Below are 19416 nucleotides of genomic sequence, written 5' to 3' on the forward strand. Positions count from 1 at the left end.
AGCGATCGGCAGAGCGCTTAAATATTTCATCCGACACAGTCATTTCTGCCGTGTAATCGGTAGAAGCCACCCACAAACGTAAAATGTCAGCACCTAGTTTATTCATCACATTTTGTGGTGAAATAACATTGCCTAACGACTTAGACATTTTGCGGCCGTTTTCATCAACAGTAAAACCATGAGTCAATACTTGGCGGTATGGCGCATGACCATTAATAGCCACAGATGTCATCATTGATGACATAAACCAACCACGGTGCTGATCAGAACCTTCAAGGTATAAATCAGCTGGACCAACCAAGTCTTCACGTGCATCTACTACACAAGCGTGCGACACACCTGAGTCAAACCATACATCTAGCGTATCTTGTACTTTCATATATTGCTTGGCGTCTTCTTCACCAAGTAAAGTAGCTGGTTCTAAATCGTACCATGCTTGAATACCAGACTTTTCAACAAGCTCTGCTGCTTGAGCAATTAGCTCTTGTGTATTTGGGTGAAGTGCACCGGTGTCTTTATCAACGAACAATGCAATAGGAACGCCCCAAGTACGCTGGCGAGAAATACACCAATCTGGGCGACTTTCAACCATGTTAGAAATACGGCTTTCGCCCCACTCTGGTAACCACTGCGTGTTTTTAATCTCAGCAAGAGAATCTTGACGTAAGTTAGCCTGATCCATACTTACAAACCATTGTGGTGTAGCACGGAAAATGATTGGTGTTTTATGACGCCAGCAATGTGGATAACTATGCGTAAGCGCATGGTGATGCATAAGCGCACCACGCTCTTTTAATACTTCAATTACGCTCGCATTCGCCTTAAATACGTGCTGACCTGCAAAAAGTTCGGTATCTGGTAAATAAACACCATTTGCACCAACAGGGTTAGCCACTTCAAGGTTGTAATTTAAGCCTGCCACGAAATCTTCTTGACCATGGCCTGGGGCGGTATGTACAACACCAGTACCTGAATCAGTAGTTACGTGTTCTGCAACAATCACTGGTACATTAAAATCATAAAAAGGATGGGCTACTTGCAAGTTTTCAAGCGCTGCACCTTTTACATACCCTAGTACGTGAAAGTGATTAAAACCAAAACGGTCCATAGCATCTTTAACAAGCTCAGAACCTAAAATTAGACGTTGTTGTACGCCTTCATCTTCAACCTGTACTAACGCATACTCTAAATCGGCATGCACAGCCACAGCGCGGTTTGCAGGAAGCGTCCACGGTGTTGTTGTCCAAATAACAGTACCAACACTGCCTTCGCCTTTATGACCATCAGCCAAAGCAAATGCACTAACAACAGCATCTTGATCAACAAATGTAAAACGCACATCAATTGCTGGTGACTGCTTATCTTGGTATTCAACTTCTGCTTCTGCTAATGCAGAGCCACAGTCTGTACACCAATGCACAGGCTTGGCGCCTTTATGCAAATGACCTTTTTCAATAATTCGACCAAGTACACGAATTGCATTTGCTTCAAAGTCAAAGTTCATTGTTAAGTAAGGCTTATCCCAATCTGCAAATACGCCTAAACGTTTAAAGTCGACTTTTTGACCTTCAACTTGTTTTTTAGCGTATGCACGGCATTTTTCACGAAACTCGCTCGCGGTTACTTTTACGCCCGGCTTGCCTACTTTTTTCTCAACCATTAACTCGATTGGTAAACCATGACAATCCCAACCTGGGACTAATGGTGAATCAAAGTCAGATAATGTTTTAGACTTAACAATAATGTCTTTTAATATTTTATTAACTGAGTGGCCTAAATGGATATCGCCATTTGCATACGGAGGGCCGTCATGCAAAATAAAGGTCTTTTTACCTTTCTTAGCGCTGCGAATTTGACCGTACAGGTCGTCTTCATACCATGCTTTAAGCATTTTTGGTTCACGTTGTGCCAAATTGCCACGCATTGGAAACGGTGTTTCCGGTAAGTTCAAAGTATGTTTATAGTCGCTCATTTATCCTACATTCCGTCTCTATCGGCTACCTGATTTAAACCAAAACACTGCTTAGCGGCAGCAACATCAGTTGCTATTTGCGCCGTTAATTGTGTTAATGTCTCGAATTTTTTTTCATTGCGAAGTTTTTTTATTAACTCCACATGCATAAATTGTCCGTAAATATCCTGTGCAAAATCGAAAAGGTGAACTTCTAATAATGCACGAGTTCCATTAAATGTCGGCTTATTACCTACATTTGCAACTCCAAAAATCTGTTTTCCTGCAATCGTTGCTTGCACTGCAAACACTCCGTTGACAGGACACACTTGGCGTTTTAGGGCAATATTTGCCGTTCTAAAACCGAGTTCACGTCCTCTTTTCCAGCCATGTATAACACGCCCAGAAATAGCATAATCGTGACCAAGCATTATTTTAGCACTCGCTAAGTCACCGGATGCTAAAGCATCTCGTATTAAAGTGCTGCTTACTCTAGCATTTAATTGACGAAAGCTCGCGGTGCTTTTTACATCCATGCCCGCTTGCTTACCCATGCTAGCAAGTAAGTGAAAGTTACCTTGGCGTTGCTTTCCAAACTTAAAATCATCACCAACAGTAAGTGCTTTAACACCTAACTTTTTAATCAAAATCTCATTAACGAATTGCTCAGCATGCATGTTTGCAAATTGCTGATTAAAGCTAATGCAAATAACTCGCTCAATACCTAAATCACTCAATAAACGTAACTTATCTCGTAAGCGCGTTAACCGTGCAGGGGCATTGTTTTTAGCAAAAAACTCTTGTGGCTGGGGTTCAAACAGCATTACAGTGCTAGGCAAACTATGCGCTTTAGCATCGCTAAGTAAACCTTTTAACACTTCTGCGTGGCCTAAATGAACGCCGTCAAAATTACCAATAGTTAACACACAACCAAAATGGTGTGGGCGAATATTGTGTATACCTCTAATTAACTCCATGCCACCTAATGCCTTGTTTAGCGAGCTATTAATTACGGCTAAAAAATGATTAAAGCCGCAGAGTTGCCGATTATAATCTTTTTTTTAGTTTGATTCAGTAATTGCTACACTTTTTATCGTATTTAGTCTAACGCCCATCACAAATAGCATTGCAAAGTAGCTAATACCAGCCAAAGCCACTAGCGCTACTAATAATATTACTTGCTGTGTAAAGGCCCATGTAGCCCAATAATAGTAACTGCTCACAAACCATGTGACAGCTCCCATAACAATACTTGCAACAACACATTTAAGTGTAAAACGCATACTCATTGATGAGAACTGGTATACATTTTCTTTTTTAAGCTGTCTGTATAATAAAAATGCATTGCAGCTAGCCGATAACGAAGTAGCAAGTGCCAACCCTAAATAACCAATGAAAGGAGCCAGCATAATGTTAAACACCATATTAAGTACTAAGGTAATAATACCAATACGCACCGGCGTTTTTGTATCTTGACGAGCATAAAAGCCAGGAGCGAGTACTTTTATTAGCATAAAGCTTACAAGTCCGACCGAATATGCGACTACGCCTAAGCTTACAGCTTTGACATGATCAACACTGTCTTCTTTAAATGCACCGTGGTCGAACAATACGGTAATAATAAGTGGACTGATGATCATTAAACCTATCATTGCTGGCAGGCCTAAAAATATAACAAAACGAACTCCCCAATCGAGAGTATGCTGAAAGTCGCTACTTTTTTTACTGCTATGTAGTTTAGAAAGCGCCGGTAAAATAACTGTCGCAATACCAATACCAAATAATCCCAGCGGAAATTCAATTAAGCGGTCTGAATAATAAAGCCATGCAATTGAGCCCGTCATCAGTAATGACGCAATCATGGTATCTAGCAACAGATTAATTTGACTAATAGAGACACCAAACAAAGCCGGTAGCATAAGTTTTCGTACTTTTTTTACGTTTTCGTCTTGCCATGCCCAGCGCGGACGCGCCAACATTTTAGCGCGATACAAGAACGGTAGTTGAAATAGTAGCTGCACTACACCACCGACAAATACACCTATGGCAAGTGAATAAGCACCTACTGAAAATTTATCATGTAAAAAAATTGCACACGTAATAATAGAAACATTAAGCAAAACTGGTGTAAAAGCAGCAACAGCGAAACGGTTATACACATTCATAACCGCACCACTAAGTGCAACTAAGCTTACAAAAAATAAATAGGGGAATGTAAGTTTAAGTAGTGAACTTGCAAGTTCAAATTTTTCGGCATTAGGTCCGCCTTGCCACCAATCTATAAACCAACCGGTACCAAATAATGCTGCAATAACAGGAGAAGCAACAACACCTATAATAGTGACAATTAGTAAAATGGTTCCTAATGTGCCTGCTGCTTGTGCAACAAAAAGTCTGACCTTGTCGTCGCCTTGCTGTTCTTTAATTTCACTTAGCACAGGTACGAATGCTTGTGCGAAGGCACCTTCTGCAAATAAACGGCGTAAAAAATTAGGAATACGGTTAGCAAATAAAAAAACATCAGCCGCTGCACTTGCGCCTAATAAATTGGCAACGACAGCATCTCGAACGAGCCCTAAAATACGCGATATCATAGTCATACAACTAACGATCATACCAGAGCGAAATAAACCTTTTGACACCTTAAACCTACTCAAAAATCCTCAAGATAGGCGATTATGCCACAGTCTTTTTTATAAATCGCTTTAAAGCACTAGGCTGGGGGTCTGTGCTTTGTTACAATGTCTATATTAACTGCTAAAGCGGCAAATTGATGCTCGTTATATGGTGCAGTTTTTCTTGGATTGTTAAATTTAAATTGACATCCATGATAGAAACAGGCATATTCCACGGCCTTTAATTTAAGCTTTATTTTAAGATTGTTAGGAGCAAACCTTGGCTAACATCAAGTCTGCAAAAAAACGCGCTATCACAAGCGAAAAAAACCGTCAGCACAACGCAAGCCGTCGTTCAATGATGCGCACTTACTTCAAAAAAGTAATTGTTGCTATTGAAGCGGGCGATAAAGAAGCTGCACAGCAAGCTTTTTCTGTTGCTACACCTATCCTAGACCGTTACGCAACTAAGGGTCTAATTCACAAAAACAAAGCAGCTCGTCATAAGAGCCGTATAGCAGCTAAGATTAAAGCTCTATAATTTGTTTTTGATAGAATATAAAAAACCGGCTTTTGCCGGTTTTTTTTTATCTAAGATTTAATCTCATACTTTAATAACAGTCGACATGAATATTTAAACAGATTGGTGTCATACATTTTCCAAGTCTGGATAAAACTTCTTAAGCATTGCCGCTATTTTTTTAGGTGTAAACGGCTTCACTACAAATCCTTTAGCGCCTTTATCAATTGCATCCTTAACATTTTCAATACCTGAATGCGCAGATACCATTACTACATTTGTCTCAGGGCTTAATTCATTGATTTGTGCAATCAAATCTTTGCCATCGCCGTCCGGCAGTTCTATGTCTAAAAAAATGATATTATAATTTGCAGCCTGGCACTCACTAATACATTGTGAGGCAGTAGATGCTTCCTTTACGTTATCTATCCCTAAGTGCATGAGCGTTTGACTCAAAAAACTACGCACTGTGCTAACGTCATCTACAATTAAAATTGATAGCTGCGTATTCATCTTTATTCCTCGTAGGCTATAAGCTAACTTTAAGTTATCATAATAATTAGCTTAGTATATAAATTTGCTCATTTAATTATAGAGACCTACGGAAAAAAGGCCAGATTTGCTTTATGTCTAAAACCCCAAATAAACAGTCGTTGCTAGGTAAAGCACCAACAAGAAAAAAAACAGCGCAAAAAAGAAAGCCGCAACGCCCTACTCAGCGCTCTATACCCGCAGAGGAAAAAACAAACATAAACAATGGCACTAGCCAAAAAACAAAGTCAAAAAAGGGGCTATTTATATCTCTGGCCATTGTTATTGTAATAATTTTAGCTTTTCCAAAACCAACCTTGCTCACCTATAAAAAATTAGGGATGGTAAGTGAGAGTGTTTACTGGCCTGGACTTTTAGGTTACGGAGCTACTTTAATTGATTCCAACTTGCACCCCAACTATGATTCTAGCCGTGAATCCCTTTATTTATGCAGTGATTTACAAAAACCACAGAGCTGTCAAAAGTATCAAGTAATTGCTGACAATGGTTTGTTTTCGGCAATTGGCAGTTACTTTTAGCATTAAAAAAACTAATCTGAAAATTTAAAATTACTTGGTTGAAAGGTGTGCAAAAGATCAACATAATGGCGCTCCTTTTTTCAACAACTGAACTATTGAAACGACCATGCTAAACGAGCTAGATTGGCTTTTAAATACTACACTACTTGCACTAGGTTTAGGTGCATTCTTTATTAACCAGATAACACTGCTGCGCGTTGCCGCCATTAGTGCATGTGGTTTATTGTTCTTATCATTTAGCCTAGATCTTATGTCGTCGAGCGTTATTTCAAATATGAGTTTAGTGTTGATCAACACTTTTTACTTGTTTAAAGTTTATACATTCGGGCAATTTAATGTAACCCAAAGTTAACAACTTTTCCTTAGAATATTTAATAGCCCAGCATTGCTGGGCTTTTTTATTGCGAATTTTTAAAATATTAGAAACACGTTGGATCAGGACAGTATTGAACGCCACTAAAGCACCACTACAATAATGGTGCTGAGCATGTACTGTTGAGAGAAACGAGAAGAAAGACGAAAACCGAAAATACCTAATAAGCTAGGTTAATCTACTGTTGTTAATTCACTTTGGGTTTGTGTTTTAGATGGACTATCTTCAGCGTTAGCCTGATTAAACCAAGCTGAAACACCTAGCACGATAATTGAAATAACAACGAGGCTTAATTTAGCCCCACTTTGACCGGATTTCATAACACCCTCTTTATATTTTTATTAGTGAGAATATCTTTTACACTAATGAAAATTACAAATGTTAACAAGCTGTTTTTTAAACTAATTAGCTATCAGCTAATAACCTTTTGTTCTATCCACTGAATTATTGAGTACTAACCCCTTATTCAAGCATTCAATATTATCGGCTATTTGCTCTATAACACTATTTAAATCAGAAATCGCCGCGCAATGTGGTGTAAGCGTTATTTTGGGGTTTCCCCAGTAAGGGTGATTCGACGCTAAAGGTTCTTGATCAAATACGTCGAGTGTAGCTGCGCGTAAGCTATCGTTATTTAATGCACTTAGTAAGTCTTGCTGAACAACATGAGCACCGCGTGCCACATTAATAACAACAGCATGTTTAGGTAGCTTTGCGAGCATTGAGTGATTAATAATGCCTGTCGTTGCTTGCGTAAGGGGTAATAGACATACAAGGTAGTCAACATCAGAAAGCATACTATTGAGGCCTTCCTCGCCATAAAAAATTTCGACATTAGTCGCGCTTTTATTACTTTGCGCCCAGGCACTTACTTTAAAACCATTAGTTACAAGTTTTTGCGCACATGCTTTACCTAATTCGCCAAATCCAAGTATACCAACATGTTTATTACTAAAAGCTCGTTTTGGCTTCCATGTTTGCTGTGTTTGTTTAATGTAATACTCTTTTAAACGTAACTTTTGAGCTAACACATGTGTCAGTACATATTCCGCCATATCTTCAGCTAATTGCATGTCCACAATACGTACTACTTCGACATGTTCAGGTAATAATGTTAGATTTATACTATCTACGCCTGCACCAAATGACGACACAGCTTTTAAGTTAGGCAGCTGCGGCCACAGAGACTCAGGAGCATTCCACGCAAGTACAAAATCCACATCATGTGCGTTTTTGCAATCAGGCCATTGCTCTATCAGCGTATTTGGTAATCGCTCTTGTAACTTCGTTATTAGTTTTGTGTTGTCACGCCCAGTTATAGCAACCAATACCGACATAAATTCTCCTAACAATACACAGTTTATAAGTTAGCACTTTAAAAAGTCACACTACTGCAAAGTAACTGTCACACCCTTTTTTTAATCTTACATGTATGGCGAATAGGCCAAACGGAATATGAGGTTAATATGATAAGTGTTGATAAAGTAATTGCTGCAAACTTACCACAACTAGAGAACTCTCCAAAAGTAAAAGGTTTAGTAAAAAAAGGCCTAGGCTACTTATTACATGAACAAGAGTTTGTTGCTTTTGGTGATGCCTACCCTCACCTACAAGGATTAGAATTTGTTGAACAAGTGCTCGATGAGCTCAATTTTGATACGCGCTATAAACCTAAGCAGATAGAACATATTCCTAATGAGGGTAAACTTGTTATCGTTGCTAACCATCCTATTGGTTCATTAGATGCTTTAGCACTTATCAAAGTACTCTCTACAGTAAGGCAAGATTTAAAAGTAGTCGCAAACCGCATGTTGATGTCGGTCAGCGCAATGCATTCTCTTTTACTCCCTGTTGATAACTTATCTGGTATGAGTAAAAAGCAAGAGCTTAGTAATATACAAAACCATTTAAAAAGTGGAGGTGCCTTACTTATATTTCCTGCAGGGGAAGTGTCGCGTCTAGGACCAACCGGTATTAAGGATTGCAAATGGAATAGCGGTTTTTTACGTATGGCAAAAAAAGCCAACTGCCCCATTTTACCTATTTTTATTAAAGCCAAAAATAGTCCACTTTTTTACGGCACATCAATGATTTACAAGCCTCTGGCAAGTTTATTATTAGTGACAGAAATGTTTAAGCAGCGCAAAAAATCTTTAGAGTTTGAGATTGGTGCTTCTATACCTCCTGAGTCCTACTTAATAGAAAACCTTAAAGATAAAGAAATTGTAAACCTCATACGTAAACAGCTTTATAGGCTTACAACTAAAAAAACACTGCCGCTAAAAACACAAACACCTATTGCTGTGCCCGAGTGTAGAAAAGAACTAAAAAGAGCAATTGAGCAATGTCAGCTTCTGGGTAAAACACACGATGGCATGCACATTCATCTATATCAATATGTAGGTAGTTCCCCTATTTTTAGAGAGCTAGGACGCCTCAGAGAAATCGCATTTAGAGCAGTAGGTGAAGGAAGCGGTAAGCGTCGTGATATAGATAAATACGATATGGATTACCAACACCTTGTACTGTGGGACCCTATGCAACTAGAGCTAGTAGGTGCTTATCGATTAGCCTGCGCACAACAGATAATACAAAAACATGGACGTGAAGGCTTATATACCGATAGTTTATTTTCTTACACCGACGCTATGACGCCCTATCTACACCAAGGAATTGAGCTTGGTCGAAGTTTTGTACAACCTAAGTATTGGGGACGTAAGAGTCTTGACTATTTATGGTACGGTATTGGTGCTTTTATAAAAAACTACCCACAGTATAGATATTTATTTGGGGCCGTAAGCGTGTCCAACGCTCTACCTGAGCAAGCCAAAGCCATGCTCGTTTATTACTATCAACATTATTATAAAAGCAGCATAGAACTAGCTACACCTAATAATGAGCTTAAATTAACTGAGCAACAGCTAACTCAATGCAATATTCTTTTTAATGGAAACGATGTTAAAGAAGATTTTGTAGAGTTAAAACATGTGTTAGCTAATATGGGCGCTCAAGTCCCTACTTTATTTAAACAATATACTGAGCTTTGCAACCCTGGCGGTGTACAATTTTTAAGCTTTAGCATTGATCCCGATTTTAATAATTGTATTGATGGATTGGTATTAGTCGATCTTAAAAGTGTTAAAGAAAACAAAGCTAAACGTTATTTAGAATAACTATTGATAAGTAAAGTCAGTGCACCGAGTATTTTATGCATTATAAAATACTCGGTTTATATTTCATTATTCAAACCGACTCAATCGCATTTAAGTCTTCCAATACTTTTTTAAGTGTCGGCTGTTTTAATTATTTTTTGAACCCTGCTAAAAACATATTTTCTTGTTTATTAAGACCCTTGGTTAAACACGAGATTATGGCAAGGCAGTGCCTGCCTTAATATATTCATGTGACTGTTAATTAAATAAATATGTCAATCTTTACAAAAGCATAACGACACTAAAATTAATCTAAATCAATAAAATATTTTATAAGCTTCAAATGCTTTTTAAACTTTGATCTAGAACAGGTTTTCATATTTATTGCTCGGTAATAATAGCGCCAATCAAACAGTAGTTCTTGGAGAACAACATGAAAACTCAAATTAGCATCGCATTATTAACCTCTTTATTAGCACTCTCTCCAGCTGCACACGCTAACTTTAGCGTAAATGTTGGCGCTATTAACGTAAACCCTGATAACAGTAGCTCAGCGATTAATGAAGCACCTACGCTAGGCCTTAAAGGTGATTCAGATACTCAACTAGGTATCACCGTAGATTATGCATTTAACGATCAATGGGTGTTAGAGCTGATAGCAGCAACACCGTTTTCACACGATGTAAATGGCGCAGGCGGCTTAGCAGGCAACAAAATTGCAGATATAAAACAACTTCCGCCGTCTTTAGTTGCGCAATATCACTTTTTAGATACCAGCTATGCGCTAAGACCTTTTATAGGCGTAGGCATAAACTACACTGCATTTTTTGATGAGCAACCTTCTCAAGCACTTAAAACGACGCTAGGAACAGACGATGTAGAAGTAAAGCTAGATGATTCGTTTGGCTTTATGGCTCAGGTAGGTGCTAACTATAAAATTGATAAAAACTGGGGTTTACACGCTATGGTATCAATTATGGATATTGATACCGATGCCACTGTTTATGCAAATGGTGCAAAAGCACTTACATCAACTGTTGAGCTTGACCCCGTTGTTGCTATGTTCGGTGTTAGATACAGCTTTTAAAGCATATATAAAATAGTACGTAGTTACCCAATTACAATGTGTGTTAAAAGGCCGAAAGGCCTTTTTTTCATTTGGAGAGTATTAATTACCTTGGTAAGTTACTTAACTTTTTCTGCTCTAGCATTTCTTTCCAGTGCATTACTTCACTTGGCAATATAGGTGTTTGCCCATCAAAACCAGCAACCTCAAGCATTTCTTCAATACTTATAATACCCTTTTTACTTTTAAATACACCGCGTACATAAGCAATAGCATGTAGGCCTCGTTCTGAGTGAAACTTTTGCTCAATATAAAAGTATTTATGATCCCAGCCCACTAACTTGGTGCTTATTGTATATCGCTGCATAGGTTTAATATCGCGGATATAAGTTATGGCCGTTGCGTTAACAATGGGAAACCAACGACGCTTCATTATTTGCTTTAATAAGCCAACTCGTTCTGTCATCCAAGTACGAGATAAGTCCATCATCGCAAGGTAACGTGAGTTCGTTAAATGTAAATTAATGTCGCAATCAGTAGGTAAAGCTTTGTAATCAATATCTACCGTATCAAGTAAATTTTGATATTGCTTGTTACGTTTAATTTTAAAAAACAATAATAAAAGTCGAATATATAAGTTCACAAAAAAGGTCTTACCAGTTAAATTTATTCGAGTGTAGCATAGCCTCTTGCGAAGACGAATATTCTACTTTAATCTTAAATCATTATTATAATAAAAAGATAACTCATGAAATCAAAACGTAAAATTATCACTGCGCTAGCTTTATTAATACCTAGTTATAGTGCGTTTGCCGACTTTTCATTACCAGGTAAAGGCTCTGTTACTTACCCTACCGGTGTAGTTAAAGAGTTTAAATTTGGTTTTGAATGGCAACAAAAAGCTGAAAAATTCATTATTGGCTCTAAAAGTTACAACATGGAGCAGATCCCTAGTTCTTATTCAGTTGCTATAACGCTTTCAAAAGATGACAGCCAAGTATGGGTGCAAGAATTTAATAATGGGTTTATTAAAGAATTTGAATGGCAAATTGGCGAACACAAGGTCACTTTAAAGAAGCAGCAATTTAGCGACCCCGTAAAAGGCGATTATGTTATTGAACTTAATGGCCGTAGCTATTTTTTCACTCGTAATAACGCCAGTATTGTAATGAACTTTAATGAAGAAGGTATTGAGACGATTGCAATTGATGGGGTTACAAAAAATATGGGGACTAAAAATTAGTCCCCATATTTTAATGTCTTTATGTTAATTACACTTTTACTGTTTTTCGGTTAATACCGTAATCACGTAATTTGTTAGCTACAGCGGTGTGACTTAGGCCCAATCGCTTAGCTAACTGGCGTGAGCTTGGATAAGCTGGGTAGAGTTTACGAAGTAAGGTCGCTTCAAAACGTTTAACCGCTTGATCTAACGAACCTTCAAAATCAGACTCTAAATACCCTAAATCGTGAGTAAAAGTGGGTAACTGTAAATGCTCTACGCGAAGCTCGCTATCATCTAGTAACGACACTGCACGGTAAATTGCATTTTCAAGCTGGCGCACATTTCCTGGCCACGGATACTCTTGTAAAAAGCTCAAACACTCTTGTGATAAAACAGGAATTGCATGACCATTTTGTTGCGCGTATTTTTGAATAAAATGCTCTGCAAGTGGTCCTACATCCGCTTTTCTATCTCTTAGTGGTGCTATTTCTAAAGTAAGCACGTTTATACGGTAATATAAGTCTTCTCTAAAAACCCCTTCTTGTACCATTGCAGGTAAGTCTTTTTGAGTAGCAGCAACAATACGTACATTTACTTTAACTTCGTTCTCATCGCCTACTTTTCTAAACGTACCATCTTGTAAAAAACGCAGTAACTTAGTTTGTAGTTGAGTCGACATTTCGCCAACTTCATCTAAAAATACAGTTCCACCATCGGCTTGCTCTAATACACCGCGCTTTGGCGCTGCATTTTCTTCGTACCCGGCATAACCAAATAATTCAGACTCAGCAACATCATCAGGAAGAGAAGCACACGACAGAGCAATAAAAGGTTTAACAGAACGATTAGATGCGTAATGGCACGCTCTAGCTAATAACTCTTTACCTGTTCCTGTTTCACCAGTAATCAAAATAGGGGCTTCTAGTTGCGCCATTTTTCGGGCTTCGCGCACAACTCGGCGCATTGCCGTACTAAAGTTATGAATAGTGGCAAAGCTTTCTTGCCCGTAACGTCTAAATGCACTGACTTGCTGCCCTAAGCGACTTTGCGATTTAATATTAATAACCGCACCAGCAAGCACATCACCTTCACTACCTTGAGGAACTGCAATTGGCAAAATGTCTGCAATAAAATCCTCACCAGCAACTTCAACGCGAGTAGTTTGTCCGAGTACTTCTTTACCTTCTAACCAGCGTGTAAAGTTAAAGCCTTTAAGCAGGTTATTAATATTTGCACCAATCACGTCTTTTTCAATTAGCTGTAAGTCTTTACATGCTGCATCATTACATAAACGTACCCAACCTTTGGCATCAATAGAGATAACACCATCAGGCAATGCACGTAGTAAAGTATTTAATTCGTTGTGTTCACGCTCAGATGGTAAAAATGCAGTGGTACGCACATCATGTACACCGTCGATTAAACGTATCGATGGCATAATTTTTTGAAATTGTTCAAATTCTATTTCGGGAAAACTAACGTACATACGACAATTTACAGAATCAACTTCAATTCCTTTTAGATCAACACTGTAGTTAACTAATATATTAAGGATTTCTTGAGCAATACCAATTCGATCAGCACAGTGAATATCTAGACGCATACATCCTCAAAGAAGGAAAAACTATATTAGCTGAATAATACGCTAAGTCGCTTTGAGAAGGTAGCTTATTGTAAACATTTTTGGACGAAACAGACTGCGAAAGCGATAAGTTGAAATGTAATTAAATGAAGAAAAGTAGCACTGATATTTAACTATACCAGTGCTATTTGTTAAATCTTATTATGTGACTACTTACCTTGTGGGTAAGCAGACCAATCACCACCATCTAATTGTATAAATGGTCTTTGGTTAACATACATCATTATTGTGCCTTCGTTTTCAGCAACCTTAGGTGCTGTAGGTAGGTTTTCAAGCAAATTAGCAACACTATTATTCCCACCAAATACATCAGTTTGCAGCGCCTTACTGACCAGCTCTGAAAGCGCAAAGTAACTTGTTGAATCATCAACTACAATTTGCGAGTAGTTTTGTACGTCTGGGCCTATAAATTTAATTGCTACAGGTACCGACACAATTGCTGGGCTTGGGATTTCACGTAAACCTGCAAACTGTACTTTGTCACCTTTTAAATTAGCGCCGTGTTCAGGCACTATCATTAACATAACGTTGCGACCGCGTTTTTCTAATTTTTTTACAAATTGGTTAATATCAGCAAACAAGTTTTTATGTCTGATTGGGTATGTCTCTTTACTATTAACCCTTGGTTGATTCTCTAGCTGATTACCATCATGTAAACTTGTGGTGTTGTAGTACATCGCACACCGCTTACAATCATCAGCTTGCTCTAACCAACCATCCAGCACAGCTTCATCTGAGTAAATAGGACTATTATCAAAACCTCGTAGCGCCACTGGCATTGAATCGATATTAAATGGCGTGCTATCTAGACCACCGTACTTATTTATTAAGCCTTTAAACTCATCAAAATGTCCGTCGTGATTCATCACAACATTGTTTTGATAACCTAGTTTCTCTAGGTTTTTAAACAAGTGACATTGTTCAGGTGCCTCTTTAAATAATGCTGTTTGACTCGTTTGCCCACAACTAGCGCGCAGCAGTCTTACCGCAGCGGGTCCACTGTATGACGTAGCCGAGTTAAAGTCTGAAAACACCACATCAAAGTCTTTATACATATCAGTAACACTTACACCAATAGCATTTAAATCAGCAACAGCCATTGAGCATATGTTCAAAATAATTACATCAAACAGCTCACCATTCACTTGGTTTGGAAAGTGGCTCATTAGTAAGCTTTGTTGTTGGTAAAAATCAGCGAGCTTTTGATCAGGAGATTGCGCTGCCTGAGTGATCACTTGCGTTTGAGGATTACTCTGATTTTGAGTAACCGGTTCAGGGTTTGCCACATTATTAACGAATTGTGATTGAGAGTTATTTCCTTGCCACCCTACAACTAACAGCCCAACAATAGTCACGGTGGTAAAGCGTATCCATTGCGATGTATACCAAAAACACACACTAATTACGAACAGAGCCAACAACATATCAACGCTAATAACTCGGGTTAATAGCTCGATAAAGTAACCAAAACTAAAATCTTGAACGTTACCGGCTTGTTTAGTCAACCTGTTTATTGGTGGCAACCATGAATCTTGATACAGTAACACCACAGCAAACACAGCACCTACTATATGTTTTGCCTTCTCTATTAATGGCTGTTTAAATTTAATCGCAAGCAATGCAGCAAAAGCGGCATTAGTTAGTACGTTAAAATCAATTGCACCGTAATAAAACAGAGCAAACTTAACTAAAAAATAAAGGTTCCAAACCCCTAAACCTGATAATTTCACTGCTTATCCTTTTTTACTGTATTTGGTGTATAAGGCTCTAGTACTTCATGTTTAAAAGTAAGCTTATAATAATATTTTGTTATTTGAGATAAAATGTATTTGCCTAGCATACAAAGCACCGCGCCAAGCACCATTGCAAGAAACACGGTAATTAAAAGCTGATTCATACTCATAAGTTATCTCTTAGTTTCATTATAAAAGGCTTAGCATCTGGGCGGCTTTTACTAGAAAATTCTGGGGTGTTAATATTTTCAGTAACGCTGTTTGCTATATCAGGTGCAAATTTATAGCTATCATTCTCAGCAAGTTTTTGCGAGAAATCTACAACACTCTTACCTTTATAAAATCGCCTTAACTGTTTACATTCTTGTTGAATGTAAAAGTGGTCAGAAATTATATTTTGCTGTACAAAAAAATCGCTCGTTTTTAATTTAAACAAATGCTTAATTGCATTATCAACGTCATTTTCTCTACAAGCATGCAAATATAAATAAACTGTATTATCTGCAATGCTAAATACATCACCTTCGCGCTTAATATGAAATAAATGCAAAGGATGAATAGGGTCAATTCTTGGTAGTAGCTCAAGTTTCACTAGCACACCACTAACACCTAAATTAACGGCTGAGTCACTTATGACGCGCGTTGGGGCGATGATTTTGTTTATCGATTAAAAACCGGTGTTTCTTATTCGCAAACAAAAACTCAATCTATTGACTTCTTCCCCAACAACACTAATCTGCAATTAGACGCATACGCTATAGAATCAATAACAGGTGTTGACCCTGTATTTGAAGGTGAAACAAGTTCTGGTGTTTCCTATAATCTTGAAGGTAGTTTTGAGTATAGAATATCGCCTAATTGGTTTTTTGGTGGCTACTTAGCTATTGATCGTTCTGACTTTTACGAACCAAATTTTGGTCAGCTTTATATACGTTATTACTTTAATCCTGTGTACGGAACACTTGAGTTTCCAGGCACGCCGATTGTTCCTTATGCTGAGTTCTAACTTGGCATAAGGTGATACACCGCGAATACTTCCCCTAGCACTAAGGTATATGTATACTTGAGCGCAATTGTAACTAGGATAAGGGTGTGTCTCTTACCTTCTGGTGTTACTACCATATAGCAAATCATTATCTTAGCTACAAATAATAAACTGATGGTCGAGCGTTTTAGTATGACTAAATACTAAGATAGCTAAAGCAAAAAATTATAAGGCCATTACAACAATTCTTAAAGTTAGGAAGTAAATATGAGTTCAGCTCCAGATAGTGGTTGGTTTGGCCACCCTAAAGGACTTTCGACATTGTTCTTCACTGAAATGTGGGAACGAATGAGTTATTACGGTATGCGAGCTATGCTCGTATTATTCATGACAGCAAGCTTACAAGAAGAAGGCCTTGCCTTTACTGTTGCATCAGCTGCTGCAATCTATGGTTTGTACACAGGCGCAGTATACTTTTTAGGCTTACCAGGTGGTTGGCTAGCTGATAGATTGTTTGGTGGTCAAAAAGCAGTTTGGTATGGCGGCATAACTATTATGATTGGCCATATTATTTTGGCTATTCCACATGATTATTCTTTCTTTATTGGCTTAATATTTGTAGCAACAGGTACTGGTTTACTAAAACCAAATATCAGTGCAATGGTAGGCCAATTATATAGCGATGCTGATGAGCGTCGTGATGGCGGTTACGCTATTTATTACATGGGTATTAACATGGGTTCTTTAATAGGTTACTACGTATGTGGTTACTTTATGGAGAACGTAGGCTGGCACTGGGCATTTGGTGCGGCTGCTGTAGGTATGGCCATTGGTTTAGTGCAGTACAAACTCACACTTAATAACTTACCAAAGCACAGTGCTTTACCGGCTAATCCATTAGGCTCTAAAGGTACTTCACGTGCATGGGGCGGTATTGCAGCATTTGTAATTGCAGCTGCTGCAGTTACTACGGCTGCAATGACCGGCGCTATTGTTATTAATCCAACTGTAGTTGCAGGTTACACAGCGATTGTATTTACTATTATCTTTTTTGTTTATTTTGGTGTTATTTACTTTACAGGTAATTTAACAGATGCCGAAAAACAAAGAATGTGGGCACTATTTTTAGTATGTATTGCATCTGCATGTTTTTGGTCTGGCTTTGAACAAGCTGGTTCATCATTAAACTTATTTGCTCGCGACTATACTGACCGTCTTATTGGTACTTTTGAAATCCCTACAACGTGGTTTCAATCATTAAACTCACTGTTTATTATTACTTTATCGCCATTTTTTGCAGCGCTTTGGATTAACTTATCTAAAAGCTTAGTATCACCTAGCTACAGCGTTAAATGTGCAATTGGCTTAATTATCATGGCATCAGGCTTTTTAGTTATGTTTATGGCGGCTCATTACGCAGCTGAAGGCTTAAAAGTTGCGCCTTACTGGCTTGTTACTACGTACTTTTTACATACAGTGGGTGAGCTTTGTTTAAGCCCTGTAGCATTAAGTGCTGTAAGTAAGTTATCGCCTAAACGTTACACTGGCCAAATGATGGGTGTGTTTGTATTAACTTACTCAATCGGTAACATCATCGCAGGTTTACTTGCTGGTAATTTCGATCCGAATAATGTTGATGAAATTCCTAACTTATACTTACAAATTGCATTATTTAGCATTGGTGTTGGTGTTGTTTTAGTACTAATGACTTTTAAAGCTAAAGTATGGGAAAAACAAGGTTTAGAAGAGAAAGTCTCTTAATTATTGTTTATTTCAAATGTAGCAATATAACCTAAGACAATTCCTCCATAGCGTCTATGGGGGAATTTTTTTATTCAACTTTGCCCTGCCCCCGTTAACTGATATTATATCCTGATTGGTTATTGATGACGTGGGCAACAAACGTACCCAGTATAGACTTAGTACTTGGCGGCCATACACACGGTGGGGAAAGCTACACAACCCTTGATAACGGCGCTATTGTTTTACAACCGGACTTTTATGCTAAAGGTATTACTGACTTAACGCTTACTTTTAATTTAGCTGATAAATCATCCCCAGTTATTGATTACAAAACGATTGAAACCGATACAATTGATGAGCGCGATGAGGCAACAAAACTAGCTATAGATGAGATAATGGGGCGTTATGCTCCCGATGCAGAAACTGAAATCGCTATTTCTGAAAACTATCCAACTGATGCGCAGCTAGCCGAAATCACCGCCTTAGCCGCAAAACATTCAAGCACAATTAGCGCAGCATTACTTAACCCTGAACTAGTACAAAAGCGCTGGACACCCGGCACACTGACTCAAGAAGACTTCCATAAAGCTTTTTACGTAGAAAGACAGCCATCAAATACGCCAGGGTTTAACTCTATTTATAAAGTAACTGTATCGGGAAGCGACTTAACAACGATGTTTGCAAGTCAACCAGATTGGTTTTTACTTAAACCTGAAGATATACAACCCACTAATAATTACGAAGTTGCACTATTTAAAGGAGCAGCTTTGAATCCTGATTTATTTTTTAATAGTGTTACATTCTCAAACGTAGAACCAATAGCTGAAGCTTGGTGGCTACTTGATAAATATGCACGTGCTAGAACAAGTCAGTGCCTACACCTTGACACTGACACCGAACTTTATTCATGCAACAACTTAGCAAATGTAACCATATGGAACTTTGACGATACTAACAACCCGTTAGCAGCTGATTTTGGACCTTCGGTACTTAGCTACTTTGATCCAGATGAAACAAATTGGGGCACTGCGGAGACACAATATAGCACCACTACTCAATTAAATATTGATGATTTAAGTGATGGCCCTTCAGGTGTTATGGCGTTTTCTCGCCACGCTCCAACAGAAGGCTTGCTTATTGATTTAAACACACCAGCAAATGGTGACTTTGCAAATGCAGGAATGGTGTCTGACTACACCTTGGTTATGGATTTATACTGGCCCGCAGAAGGTAAAGATATTTACCGTGCAATTATGCAAGCCAATACAACTGATTATCTTAATGATGATGCCGATATGTTTATTGACCCAAGCGGCGGCTATGGACAAGCAACTAGCGATA

General features: G+C 38.3%; 16 protein-coding genes and 3 pseudogenes. 9 read left to right on the forward strand and 10 right to left on the reverse strand.

Going from position 1 to position 19416, the window contains the following annotated elements; translation table 11 throughout:
* From ileS to murJ, 3 genes are all read right to left on the reverse strand, one after another.
* Positions 1 to 1972, reverse strand: a 1972-nt coding sequence (gene ileS, locus L655_RS0100505; protein ID WP_024603731.1) for an isoleucine--tRNA ligase, incomplete at its 3' end; no start/stop codon positions are given.
* A 5-nt stretch (positions 1973 to 1977) separates the two neighbouring features.
* Positions 1978 to 2928: a bifunctional riboflavin kinase/FAD synthetase gene (gene ribF / locus L655_RS0100510; protein ID WP_024603732.1), complete on the reverse strand. Its 951-nt coding sequence runs from the start codon at positions 2926 to 2928 to the stop codon at positions 1978 to 1980.
* Positions 2929 to 3012: 84 nt separating this feature from the next.
* Positions 3013 to 4593 (reverse strand): murein biosynthesis integral membrane protein MurJ, encoded by a 1581-nt coding sequence (gene murJ, locus L655_RS0100515; protein WP_024603733.1) that lies wholly within the window; start codon positions 4591 to 4593, stop codon positions 3013 to 3015.
* A 253-nt stretch (positions 4594 to 4846) separates the two neighbouring features.
* On the opposite strand from murJ, the gene rpsT reads away from it, so the two are divergent.
* Positions 4847 to 5107: a 30S ribosomal protein S20 gene (gene rpsT / locus L655_RS0100520; protein ID WP_002958225.1), complete on the forward strand. Its 261-nt coding sequence runs from the start codon at positions 4847 to 4849 to the stop codon at positions 5105 to 5107.
* Positions 5108 to 5215: 108 nt separating this feature from the next.
* On the opposite strand, the gene L655_RS0100525 is transcribed toward rpsT, so the two are convergent.
* The gene (locus L655_RS0100525; RefSeq protein WP_002958224.1) at positions 5216 to 5599 is read right to left on the reverse strand and encodes a response regulator; all 384 of its coding nucleotides are present in this window, start codon (positions 5597 to 5599) and stop codon (positions 5216 to 5218) included.
* 113 nt (positions 5600 to 5712) lie between these two features.
* Here L655_RS0100525 and L655_RS0100530 point away from each other — a divergent pair, with 113 nt between their 5' ends.
* Together L655_RS0100530 and L655_RS0100535 are read left to right on the forward strand one after the other, a co-directional pair.
* Positions 5713 to 6156 carry a hypothetical protein gene (locus L655_RS0100530; RefSeq protein ID WP_024603734.1) on the forward strand — a complete coding sequence of 148 codons (444 nt, stop codon included), beginning with the start codon at positions 5713 to 5715 and terminating at the stop codon, positions 6154 to 6156.
* Positions 6157 to 6262: 106 nt separating this feature from the next.
* On the forward strand, positions 6263 to 6508 hold the full coding sequence (locus L655_RS0100535; RefSeq protein ID WP_002958222.1) for a hypothetical protein: 246 nt from the start codon (positions 6263 to 6265) through the stop codon (positions 6506 to 6508).
* A 194-nt stretch (positions 6509 to 6702) separates the two neighbouring features.
* Here L655_RS0100535 and L655_RS1000000127480 read toward each other — a convergent pair whose 3' ends face one another.
* Together L655_RS1000000127480 and L655_RS0100545 are read right to left on the reverse strand one after the other, a co-directional pair.
* Positions 6703 to 6849, reverse strand: coding sequence for a hypothetical protein (locus tag L655_RS1000000127480; protein WP_024603735.1), 147 nt, complete (start codon positions 6847 to 6849; stop codon positions 6703 to 6705).
* Between the two features lie 96 nt (positions 6850 to 6945).
* Positions 6946 to 7866: a glyoxylate/hydroxypyruvate reductase A gene (locus L655_RS0100545; protein ID WP_024603736.1), complete on the reverse strand. Its 921-nt coding sequence runs from the start codon at positions 7864 to 7866 to the stop codon at positions 6946 to 6948.
* Between the two features lie 129 nt (positions 7867 to 7995).
* On the opposite strand from L655_RS0100545, the gene L655_RS0100550 reads away from it, so the two are divergent.
* Both L655_RS0100550 and L655_RS0100555 read left to right on the forward strand, forming a co-directional pair.
* Positions 7996 to 9702: a lysophospholipid acyltransferase family protein gene (locus tag L655_RS0100550; protein ID WP_024603737.1), complete on the forward strand. Its 1707-nt coding sequence runs from the start codon at positions 7996 to 7998 to the stop codon at positions 9700 to 9702.
* A 412-nt stretch (positions 9703 to 10114) separates the two neighbouring features.
* Positions 10115 to 10768 (forward strand): OmpW family outer membrane protein, encoded by a 654-nt coding sequence (locus tag L655_RS0100555; RefSeq protein WP_024603738.1) that lies wholly within the window; start codon positions 10115 to 10117, stop codon positions 10766 to 10768.
* 85 nt (positions 10769 to 10853) lie between these two features.
* On the opposite strand, the gene L655_RS0100560 is transcribed toward L655_RS0100555, so the two are convergent.
* Positions 10854 to 11390, reverse strand: a complete 537-nt coding sequence (locus tag L655_RS0100560; protein ID WP_024603739.1) for a thioesterase family protein — start codon at positions 11388 to 11390, stop codon at positions 10854 to 10856.
* A 105-nt stretch (positions 11391 to 11495) separates the two neighbouring features.
* Between L655_RS0100560 and L655_RS0100565 the strand changes: the two genes are divergently transcribed.
* Positions 11496 to 11990, forward strand: a complete 495-nt coding sequence (locus L655_RS0100565) for a hypothetical protein (protein ID WP_024603740.1) — start codon at positions 11496 to 11498, stop codon at positions 11988 to 11990.
* A 28-nt stretch (positions 11991 to 12018) separates the two neighbouring features.
* Here the strand turns inward: L655_RS0100565 and tyrR are convergent, their stop codons facing one another.
* The 3 genes and pseudogenes from tyrR to L655_RS0100585 form a co-directional block, all read right to left on the reverse strand.
* A complete protein-coding gene (gene tyrR, locus L655_RS0100570) occupies positions 12019 to 13575 on the reverse strand; it encodes a transcriptional regulator TyrR (RefSeq protein WP_010555118.1) in 1557 nt (518 codons plus the stop codon).
* A 188-nt stretch (positions 13576 to 13763) separates the two neighbouring features.
* Positions 13764 to 15344: a cellulose biosynthesis protein BcsG gene (gene bcsG / locus L655_RS0100575; protein WP_024603741.1), complete on the reverse strand. Its 1581-nt coding sequence runs from the start codon at positions 15342 to 15344 to the stop codon at positions 13764 to 13766.
* A 169-nt stretch (positions 15345 to 15513) separates the two neighbouring features.
* Positions 15514 to 15978 (reverse strand): annotated as a pseudogene (locus L655_RS0100585) (BcsE family c-di-GMP-binding protein); the annotation flags it as partial.
* On the opposite strand from L655_RS0100585, the pseudogene L655_RS1000000126400 reads away from it, so the two are divergent.
* From L655_RS1000000126400 to L655_RS0100595, 3 genes and pseudogenes are all read left to right on the forward strand, one after another.
* A pseudogene (locus tag L655_RS1000000126400) lies at positions 15973 to 16353 on the forward strand (cellulose synthase subunit BcsC-related outer membrane protein); the annotation flags it as partial. The pseudogenes L655_RS0100585 and L655_RS1000000126400 sit on opposite strands and share 6 nt — an antisense overlap.
* Before the next feature lie 246 nt (positions 16354 to 16599).
* Complete coding sequence (locus L655_RS0100590; protein WP_024603743.1) at positions 16600 to 18093, forward strand: peptide MFS transporter; 1494 nt, start codon at positions 16600 to 16602, stop codon at positions 18091 to 18093.
* A gap of 134 nt (positions 18094 to 18227) precedes the next feature.
* Positions 18228 to 19416, forward strand: a pseudogene (locus tag L655_RS0100595) (metallophosphatase); the annotation flags it as partial.

Source organism: Pseudoalteromonas sp. TAE79 (assembly GCF_000498015.1).
Lineage (GTDB): Bacteria > Pseudomonadota > Gammaproteobacteria > Enterobacterales > Alteromonadaceae > Pseudoalteromonas.